Annotated in this window: 11 protein-coding genes; 8 read left to right on the top strand and 3 right to left on the bottom strand. The window is 65.4% G+C overall.

Annotation, left to right across the window (positions count from 1 at the left end; all coding sequences use genetic code 11):
* A partial coding sequence (locus ACIQ2E_RS09685) for a cytochrome c oxidase subunit II (RefSeq protein ID WP_398329537.1) occupies nt 1-703 on the bottom strand: 703 nt, incomplete at its 3' end.
* Nucleotides 704-888: 185 nt separating this feature from the next.
* Between ACIQ2E_RS09685 and ACIQ2E_RS09680 the strand changes: the two genes are divergently transcribed.
* From ACIQ2E_RS09680 to ACIQ2E_RS09650, 7 genes are all read left to right on the top strand, one after another.
* Nucleotides 889-1,812: a heme A synthase gene (locus ACIQ2E_RS09680; RefSeq protein WP_398329534.1), complete on the top strand. Its 924-nt coding sequence runs from the start codon at nt 889-891 to the stop codon at nt 1,810-1,812.
* Entirely contained in the window at nt 1,805-2,824 is a 1,020-nt protein-coding gene (locus ACIQ2E_RS09675; protein ID WP_398329531.1) for a heme o synthase, read from the top strand. Before ACIQ2E_RS09680 ends, ACIQ2E_RS09675 begins: the two co-directional genes overlap by 8 nt.
* 57 nt (nt 2,825-2,881) lie before the next feature.
* Nucleotides 2,882-3,913, top strand: coding sequence for an ATP-binding cassette domain-containing protein (locus ACIQ2E_RS09670; protein ID WP_398329528.1), 1,032 nt, complete (start codon nt 2,882-2,884; stop codon nt 3,911-3,913).
* Nucleotides 3,914-3,958: 45 nt separating this feature from the next.
* A complete protein-coding gene (locus ACIQ2E_RS09665; protein WP_398329525.1) occupies nt 3,959-4,825 on the top strand; it encodes an ABC transporter permease in 867 nt (288 codons plus the stop codon).
* Between the two features lie 84 nt (nt 4,826-4,909).
* The gene (locus ACIQ2E_RS09660) at nt 4,910-5,230 is read left to right on the top strand and encodes a hypothetical protein (RefSeq protein WP_398329522.1); all 321 of its coding nucleotides are present in this window, start codon (nt 4,910-4,912) and stop codon (nt 5,228-5,230) included.
* Nucleotides 5,220-5,912 (top strand): N-acetylmannosamine-6-phosphate 2-epimerase, encoded by a 693-nt coding sequence (locus ACIQ2E_RS09655; protein ID WP_398329519.1) that lies wholly within the window; start codon nt 5,220-5,222, stop codon nt 5,910-5,912. Before ACIQ2E_RS09660 ends, ACIQ2E_RS09655 begins: the two co-directional genes overlap by 11 nt.
* Nucleotides 5,913-5,981: 69 nt before the next feature.
* Nucleotides 5,982-6,173 (top strand): hypothetical protein, encoded by a 192-nt coding sequence (locus tag ACIQ2E_RS09650; RefSeq protein WP_398329539.1) that lies wholly within the window; start codon nt 5,982-5,984, stop codon nt 6,171-6,173.
* A 13-nt stretch (nt 6,174-6,186) separates the two neighbouring features.
* Here ACIQ2E_RS09650 and groL read toward each other — a convergent pair whose 3' ends face one another.
* On the bottom strand, nt 6,187-7,827 hold the full coding sequence (gene groL / locus ACIQ2E_RS09645) for a chaperonin GroEL (RefSeq protein WP_398329516.1): 1,641 nt from the start codon (nt 7,825-7,827) through the stop codon (nt 6,187-6,189).
* 105 nt (nt 7,828-7,932) lie between these two features.
* Between groL and ACIQ2E_RS09640 the strand changes: the two genes are divergently transcribed.
* On the top strand, nt 7,933-8,208 hold the full coding sequence (locus ACIQ2E_RS09640) for a hypothetical protein (protein ID WP_398329514.1): 276 nt from the start codon (nt 7,933-7,935) through the stop codon (nt 8,206-8,208).
* A gap of 4 nt (nt 8,209-8,212) precedes the next feature.
* On the opposite strand, the gene ACIQ2E_RS09635 is transcribed toward ACIQ2E_RS09640, so the two are convergent.
* Nucleotides 8,213-8,585 (bottom strand): SDR family oxidoreductase (locus tag ACIQ2E_RS09635; RefSeq protein WP_398329511.1); only part of this gene is annotated, 373 nt, incomplete at its 5' end.

The raw sequence follows: 8,585 nt of genomic DNA, 5'->3' as shown, positions 1-8,585 counted from the left end.
CCGCGCACACAATTGGGTATTGGCCCGCTCGGGTGGGGGTAAAGCTCAGCAGGGTGGGTTGACCCGGAATCACATCTTGTTTGAGCCGAAATTGCGGCACCCAGAAGGCATGGATCACATCGAGAGCCTTCATCTGCAGGGCGATGGGTTGTCCCACAGGTACATGCAGTTCTCCGCTGGTGATGTCGGAATCGGGGTAGTGGAAGATGAAGGCAAATTGCATGGCTGTCACATCCACGGGTAGTGGGGTGATGGCTTCATCGGATTTCAGTGCCACGGGACTGATGCCTCCCCAGGTGCGCTCTTCGCTGTGCTGCATGCCGTGCATACTGTGGTCGTTGAGCGGTGTCATGCCGCCCATGCGGTCATAGATGTCGTAGCTGTAGATCCCCACAAACAGCACGACTACGGCCGGGATCGCTGTCCAGAGAATTTCCAGCGGCAGATTGCCTTCGATCGCCGCTCCATCGCCGCTTTCTCCGGCGCGGCGACGAAAGCGCACCAGGCTGTAAAGGATCAGGCCCAGGATCCCGATGAAGAGGATCGAGCCGATGCTGAACAGGACGCGGAAGAGCTCGTCGTATACCGGCGCATTGGCGCTGGCATCAACGGGCAAAAGATTCACGTTCTGACCCACCCACAGCCCGAAGAGCACGAGGGCCATGCCGGCCAGCAGCGTGAGGATGGTGGGAGGGATCCGCATAGCTGCGGGTTCGAATGCCCAACCCTATGGACAATCTCCGGGGCTGACCTGCCGCCGTTGACCTTTGCAGCAATCGGACCGGCTCCGGTGAGGGATTGAACACCGATTGCAACGTGGACTGATGCAATCGTGTGGCCGCCTGTTGCCCTGGTTAGTTTCAGCCCACTCGCGGTTGCTGTAGCCCGATGACGGCCATCACTCTTACGCCGCCAATCGGTCGCCGTGCCGCGCTCGCTGCGCTCAGCGCCCACCTTCTGGTGGCGCTCATCGCTCTGGTGGGCATTGGTGGCGCCACCCGGGTGATGGAAGCGGGGCTGGCGTGTCCGGATTGGCCCCTTTGTTATGGCTCGCTTTTGCCAGGGCGGCAGATGAATCTTCAGGTGTTCCTGGAGTGGTTCCACCGCCTGGATGCCTTTGTGGTGGGCATTGGGCTGCTGGTGCAGGCAGCACTAAGCACCTGGTGGCGCCATGCGCTGCCTCGCGCGGTGCCCTGGCTCTCGGGCAGTGCTCTGCTGCTGGTCGCCGTGCAGGGCGGCCTTGGCGCCCTCACGGTGACCCTGCTGTTGCCGTTTTCCGTGGTGACGGCTCACCTGGTCACGGCATTGCTGCTGGTGGCGCTGCTCAGCGCCTGCACGCAGGTTCTGCTGGAGCCATCCACCTCCGCCAGAGCTCCTCAAGGGAGCCGTTTTTCATTGGATCGTCTCTGGTCCTGGGTGATCGGCGTGGTGGCCCTGCTGGCCCTAGGCCAGTGCCTGCTTGGGGGATTGATGGCTACTCAGTGGGCTGCCGGCCGTTGCCTGAGCTCGGGTGAGGGATGCGGTTGGCTGCTGGCCCATCGCCTCGGCGCCAGGCCAGTGGCCGCTGCCGTGCTCGCTGCTGCCGCCTGGAGTCTTTGGCGGCGCCAACCTGAGCGTGTGCTGGCCGCCCTGGCGGCTGTTGCGGTGATGTCTCAGGTGGCGTTGGGGGTGATGAGCCTGCGCCTCACCCTGGCGGTGCCTGCTGTCACCGTGGCGCACCAATTGATGGCGGCATTCCTTGTGGCGGTGCTCGCCGCCTGGTTCAGCCGCAGCCTGCTTGAGCCCGTTTGCTTGGAGGTGTCTCGTGGTTAGTGCTCCTGCTGTTGCAACGGGTCTGACCCGTGAACAGGCCGTTCCCTCCCGGGCCAAGGTGAAGCTGCCGGCTTGGCTGGAGATCGCCAAGCCGCGGCTGATTCCGCTGCTGCTGGCCACCACCCTCGGGGGAATGGCTCTTTCTGACGGTTGGCCGCTGCCTCCCCTGCGGCTGGCCTGCACCCTTGGCGGTGGCGCGCTGGCGGCTGCCGCTGCTGGTGTTCTCAACTGCCTCTGGGAGCAGGAGCTCGATGGCCGCATGCAGCGCACCAGCTCGCGGGCGTTGCCCTCGGGGCGTCTCTCGATGGGTACTGCTTTTGCCATCGCCGTAGCTCTGGCGCTCACGGCATCCACCCTGCTGGTGGGTGGGGTGAACTGCCTGGCCGCCAGCCTGGCGCTGCTCGGCCTTTGCAGCTATGTGTTGCTCTACACCGTGCTGCTCAAGCCGCGCACCCCGCAAAACATCGTGATCGGTGGTGTCGCCGGTGCCATCCCGCCCCTGGTTGGTGCAGCGGCGGCCACGGGGCACCTGGGCCTCAGTAGCTGGTGGCTGTTCGCCCTGGTGATGGTGTGGACTCCGGCCCACTTCTGGGCCCTGGCCCTGTTGTTACGCGACGACTACCGCGCCGTCGGCATTCCGATGCTGCCGGTGGTGAAGGGCAATGCTGCCACGGCACGGGGCATCAGCGTCTACGCCGCTCTCACCGTGGCGCTCAGCTTGCTGGGGGTTTGGGCTCTGCCCAGCGGAGGGCTCTTGTACGGCCTTCTGCTGCTGCCTTTCAATGCGCGCCTCATTCAAATGGCTTGGCGCCTCCATCAAGATCCCGATGACGTGCAGCGCGCCCGTGGCCTGTTTCGCTGGTCGATCCTCTACCTCTTTGGGATTTGCCTGCTGCTGCTGCTGGCTCGCATGACTGCCGGCGCAGTGCTGAGCTCCCAGGGTTGGGATCTGCTGGCTCTGGCCGGGTCCGGCAAGGCAGGTTTCACCCTGGCTGCGGCTGTGGCTGCCTGACCTTTCTAGATTGGCTTCTCCACTGGTCACGGGGAGCCTGAACGCTTGGCGGATGGGATGCCAGAAGGGGTGATCGAGCTCCGCAATGTGAGCAAGCGCTACGGCAAGGGCGATCGGGCTGTGGTGGCGCTCGATGGGCTCAACCTGAGCGTGCCGGCGGGCAGCCTGTTCGGCTTGCTCGGCCCCAACGGCGCGGGTAAAACCACCAGCCTGCGCATCCTCGCCACCCTGTTGGCACCGTGCAGCGGCAGTGTGAGCGTTGCGGGCGTGGATGCCCTGAAGGATCCCCGCGGCGTGCGCGAGCGCCTCGGATATGTGGCCCAGGAAGTGGCCCTCGACAAGATCCTCAGCGGCCGCGAATTACTGCAGCTTCAGGGCGATCTCTACCACCTGAGCCGAACTGATCGCGATCAGCGCATTGCTGAGCTGATTGGGCTTTTGGCAATGGAGCAGTGGATTGACCGCCGCAGCGGCACTTATTCCGGCGGCATGCGTCGCCGGTTGGATCTCGCATCCGGCCTGCTGCACCGGCCCCAGGTGTTGGTACTGGATGAACCCACGGTGGGTCTGGATATTGAAAGCCGCGGCGCCATCTGGCAGGTGCTGCGCCAATTGCGCGATCAGGGCACCACGGTGCTGCTCAGCAGCCACTACCTCGAAGAGGTGGATGCCCTAGCCGATCAGCTCGCGATCATTGAGGGCGGTCGGGTCATTGCCGCTGGCAAGCCTTCTGAGCTGAAGGCGGCCTTGGGGGGTGATCGGGTGACGCTGCGGGTGCGCGAATTCAGCGATGAACCCGAAGCCCTGCAGGTGCAGGAGTTGCTGCAGCGCTGCCCTGGTGTACGGCAGGTGGTGGTGAACCGCGCCCAGGGCTACTCGCTCAACCTGGTGGTGGAGCACGACGGGGTGGTGGAGCAGCTGCGCCGGCAGCTGGCGGAAGCGCAGCTGCCCGTGTTTGCCCTGGCCCAGAGCCGCCCCAGCCTGGATGATGTGTATCTGCAGGCCACCGGCCGCACCCTGATGGATGCGGAGCTGGCGGTGGCTGGCAGCCGCGATCCAAAGGCTGAGCGCAAGCAATCGATGCGCTGACCGCGACTCGTTCTCTCTTCCGTCGTTGTTTCCACTTCAGCCGCGATGACCAGCGCCGCTCCCTCCCTGATCAACGCTCCGGCTGCCACGCCTCCCCAGCGTTCCGCCAGCGCGGAACTCGTGCAGGAAACCTTGGCGCTCACCCGCCGGCTCTTCCTGCAGCTAGCTCGCCGCCCCTCCACCCTGGTGGCTGGGGTGCTGCAACCGTTGATCTGGCTGGTGCTGTTCGGCGCCCTGTTCGCCAACGCACCTGAGGGACTGCTGCCCGATGGCATGAGCTACGGCCGCTTCCTCGGTGCCGGTGTGATCGTGTTCACCGCGTTCAGCGCTGCTCTCAACGCAGGGCTGCCGGTGATGTTCGATCGCGAATTCGGCTTTCTCAACCGTCTGCTGGTGGCGCCATTGAGGTCCCGCAGCTCAATCGTTCTGGCTTCCGTGCTCTACATCACGGCCTTGAGCCTGGTGCAGAGCGTGGCGATCATGGCTACCGCCTGGGCGTTGGGTTATGGCTGGCCGGGCGGGTCGGGCCTGTTGTTGGTGCTGGTCACGCTGCTGCTGTTGGTGTTTGCCGTGACCGGCCTCAGCCTGGGTCTGGCCTTTGCTCTACCGGGCCACATCGAGTTGATCGCGGTGATCTTCGTGGCCAACCTGCCGCTGCTGTTTGCCAGCACGGCGCTGGCCCCGATTTCGTTCATGCCCACCTGGCTGGGCTGGCTTGCGGCCCTGAATCCCCTTACCTTCGCGATTGAACCGATTCGTGCCGCCTACGCCGGCCAGTTCTCCCTGTCAGCTGTGGTGCTGGTTGCTCCCTATGGACAGCTCAGTGCAGCGGCCTGTCTTGGGGTGCTGGCTGCCTTGGCACTGGGTCTGTTCCTGTTGATCCGCCCGCTGCTGGATCGCAAGCTCGCCTGATCCTCTTCTGTGGCTTCTCGACCTCTCTCTGTTCCTTCGCCCTGGGCTCGCCGGCAGGCGCACGTTCAGGCTTTGCAGACTGCCTTGGCTGCCCGTGACGCTCAGTCGTTTGAGCGGCTGATTGGCCAGTGGGTGCACCGCCAGGGTGTGAATCAGGTTCAGGCCCTCAGCGTGGAGCTGGCTGCGGCTGATCCGGAGGGGTGGGCCTGGTGGCAGGCGCAGCAGAGCCACGCCATTCCAGAGCCTGTTCAAGCTCCTTCCCCGGTTGTTGCGGTGGCGGAAATGCCCGAGCCGCAGCAGTTGCTACGTGTGAGTGCGAGCCGCCCGGCACCAGCCCCCAGCCATCCAGCGGTGGTGCAGCTGCGCGCCTGGCTGCCCGATCGGGAGGAGCGCCGTGCTGCCTGAGCGCGCCCAGTTGCAGGGTGGATTGATCGTGTCGGTGCAGGCCCCGGAAGGATCGCCCATGCGCCACAACGAGGTGATTGCCGCCATGGCGGAGGCCTGCCTCAACAATGGTGCCGTTGGGGTGCGCCTGGAGAGCCCTGAGCACATCGGTGCGGTGCGGCGCCGCTGCCCAGAGGCTCTGATTGTGGGTCTGTGGAAGCGCACTTACCCTGATAGCCCCGTGTACATCACACCGGGTTGGCAGGAGATTCAGGCGGTGTGGGCTGCCGGTGCTGATGTGATCGCCCTCGATGCCACAGAGCGGATCCGGCCGGATGGCGCTGTGCTTTCGGAGCTGGTGCAGCGTGCTCGCGCTGATCTCGGAGCTGTGCTGATGGCGGATGTCGACAGCCTCGCCAATGGTGTTCAGGCGGCGGCTCTGGGCTGCCAGTGGGTGGGCACCACCCTCTACGGCTACACCGAGGCCACATCAGCCCTACGGCCTCCTGCCTGGGATCTTGTTCCGGAGCTGCGGCGTGAGCTGCCGGCAGGCACGCTGCTGATCTGCGAAGGCGGCATCGCCAGCGCCGAGCAGGCGCTGCAAGCTCGCAGCCTCGGTGCCGATGCCGTGGTGGTGGGTACTGCCATCACCGGAGTTGACCTGCAGGTGGCTGCCTACCGGCGCGCTTTGGAAGCTTTTTGAAGTTTGTGGGGCGTGCCAGCCCTCAGCGCGCACACTGAGTGAGTCTCAAGCGTCTTGAAGGAGGTGTTGATGGCCTCCCTGCCCATGCACGCCATGCTGCCCCTGGCGCTCGGTGGGCTGTTGATGGTGGCGCCGGTGGCAGGTCTGCCCGTGGGTGAACTGCAGGCCCTGAATCGGGAGTTGGGGCGGCTCTGCTCGGATCCGCCCCGTGAAGCCCTGGCCGTGTGCCGCATTCACGCCCGCTTGGTGCGGGCGCTGTAAGCAGGCGGCGGGATCACATCATCCCGGGCATCCCCATGCCGCCCATGCCACCCATGTCGCCGCCGGGGGCAGCCGGAGCGGGAGGCTCGGGCTTATCGGCGATGACCGCCTCGGTGGTGAGCAGCAGACCCGCGATCGACACGGCATCTTGCAGCGCTAGGCGTACCACCTTGGCGGCATCGAGGATGCCGGCGGCCAGCAGATCTTCGTAGATGCCGGTGGCGGCGTTGAAGCCCTTGCCGCTGCGGCGCACTTCATCGGCCACCACGTTCGCGTCGAAGCCGGCGTTGGCGGCGATCTGATGCAGGGGGGCGGCCAGGGCGCGCTGCACGATCTCCACGCCGGTGCGCTCATCGCCGCTCAGGCCGGCAGCCAGGCCATCGAGTTCAGAGGCCAGTTGCACCAGGGTGCTGCCACCGCCGGCCACGATGCCTTCTTCCACGGCGGCGCGGGTGGCGTTGAGCGCATCCTCAATGCGCAGCTTGCGATTGCGCAGCTCGGTTTCAGTGGGAGCGCCTACCTTGATCACCGCCACACCGCCGGCCAGCTTGGCCACGCGCTCGGTGAGCTTTTCGCGGTCGTACTCGGATTCGGTGTTGTCGAGTTCGCGTTTGATGGCGGCAACGCGATCACGCACAGCGGCCTGGTGATCACCAGTGGCCACGATCGTGGTCTCGTCCTTGCTGATGGTGATCCGGCGCACGCTGCCCAGATCTTCAAGGGTCACCTTGTCGAGGGTCATCGCCCGGTCTTCGCTCACCAGGTTGGCGCCGGTGAGGATGGCGATGTCCTGCAACATCGCCTTGCGGCGATCGCCGAAGCCCGGAGCGCGCACAGCGGCCACCTGCAGCACGCCGCGGTTCTTGTTCACCACCAGAGTGGCAAGGGCTTCGCCATCCACTTCCTCCGCCAGGATCACCAGCGGCTTGCCGGCGCGAGACACGGCCTCCAGCACTGGCACCAGGTCATTGATGGCGCTGATCTTGCGATCGGTCACGAGCAGCAGCGCACCCTCGAATTCGCACACGCGGCGGTCGCCGTCGGTGACGAAATAAGGGGAGCTGTAGCCGCGATCGAAGGCCATGCCTTCGGTGATCTCCAGTTCGGTGGCCAGGCTCTTGCTTTCTTCCACGGTGATCACGCCGTCGGCGCTCACCTTGTCCATGGCCTCGCTCACCATGCGGCCGACCTCTTCATCGCCACCGGAGCTCACGGTGGCCACCTGACGGATGGCGTCGCCAGCCACGGCGCTAGAGCGTGTTTCGATGCCACGCACCACTTGAGCCACGGCTTTGTCCATGCCGCGGCGCAGGTTCACAGGGCTGGCGCCGGCAGCCACGTTGCGCAGGCCTTCGCGGGCCATGGCCTGGGCCAGAACGGTGGCGGTGGTGGTGCCATCACCGGCCTTGTCCTTGGTTTTGGTGGCCACCTGCAGCAGCAGCTTGGCGCCGATGTTTTCGAACGGATCCTCCAGTTCGATTTCCTTGGCGATGGTGACGCCGTCGTTCACCACATCGGGCGCGCCGAATTTCTTCTCCAGCACAACGTTGCGGCCCTTCGGACCGATGGTGACCTTCACCGCATCGGCGAGGGCATTCACGCCCCGCTCCAGGGAGGCGCGGGAGGCATCGGAGAAGGAGAGCAGCTTGGCCATCGCGGGGCTATGAGCAGGCAATGGCCAAAGGCTCCCATGCCGAGGTGGCGTCTGGCTTGTGGGGAAAGCCGAATCGGTGCGGCTGCAGCGATGCGCTCCCGCCCGATGGTCGATAGGGTTCGCTCCATGGAGGAGAGCTTCAGCGACGCCCTAGCGGAGAGCCTCAATGGCCCGCTCACTGACGTACTGGCCGACCCGAGCACCGGCAGCAACGTGATTGCTTTTCTGGTGGTGGTGGGGTTGGGCCTGGGAATGGCCCTGATCTATATCCCGCTGCGGCTCTTCCTCACGATCACCACCCGCAGCCGCCGCTTGCGCTTGCTGCAGAAGATCCGGAGGCTCAGAGAGGAGTTGGCTCAGCCGGTGCAGCCCAGCAGCTGACCGCTCAGCGCATCACCATGCCGCCATCCACCTGCAGCACCTGGCCGGTCATATAGGCAGCGGCGGGATCACCGGCCAGGAAACGCACGGCGCTGGCCACCTCAGAGGGTTGCCCCATGCGGCCGAGGGGGATGGCCTTGAGGATCGGCTCCTTGTCGAGTTCCGCGGTCATGTCGCTCTCGATAAAGCCGGGAGCCACGGCATTCACGGTGACGCCGCGGCTGGCGAACTCGGCGGCACTGCTGCGGGTGAGGCCGATCACACCGGCCTTGGCGGCGCTGTAGTTGGCCTGGCCCGGGTTGCCCATCAGGCCTACCACCGAGGTGATGTTGATGATCCGGCCGCTGCGGGCCTTGAGCATCGAGCGGCTCACCGCC

The sequence above is a fragment of the Vulcanococcus sp. genome (assembly GCF_044369115.1).
GTDB lineage: Bacteria > Cyanobacteriota > Cyanobacteriia > PCC-6307 > Cyanobiaceae > Vulcanococcus.
The sequence above is the reverse complement of the archived record's forward strand: the minus strand, read 5'-3'. Positions and strand labels throughout refer to the sequence as shown.

Excerpts from the sequence above, each read along its gene's own strand:
- ACIQ2E_RS09680 (WP_398329534.1), top strand. The coding sequence starts at position 889 with ATGACGGCCATCACTCTTACGCCGCCAATCGGTCGCCGTGCCGCGCTC.
- ACIQ2E_RS09670 (WP_398329528.1), top strand. The coding sequence starts at position 2,882 with ATGCCAGAAGGGGTGATCGAGCTCCGCAATGTGAGCAAGCGCTACGGC.
- ACIQ2E_RS09665 (WP_398329525.1), top strand. The coding sequence starts at position 3,959 with ATGACCAGCGCCGCTCCCTCCCTGATCAACGCTCCGGCTGCCACGCCT.
- ACIQ2E_RS09650 (WP_398329539.1), top strand. The coding sequence starts at position 5,982 with ATGGCCTCCCTGCCCATGCACGCCATGCTGCCCCTGGCGCTCGGTGGG.
- groL (WP_398329516.1), bottom strand. The coding sequence starts at position 7,827 with ATGGCCAAGCTGCTCTCCTTCTCCGATGCCTCCCGCGCCTCCCTGGAG.
- ACIQ2E_RS09640 (WP_398329514.1), top strand. The coding sequence starts at position 7,933 with ATGGTCGATAGGGTTCGCTCCATGGAGGAGAGCTTCAGCGACGCCCTA.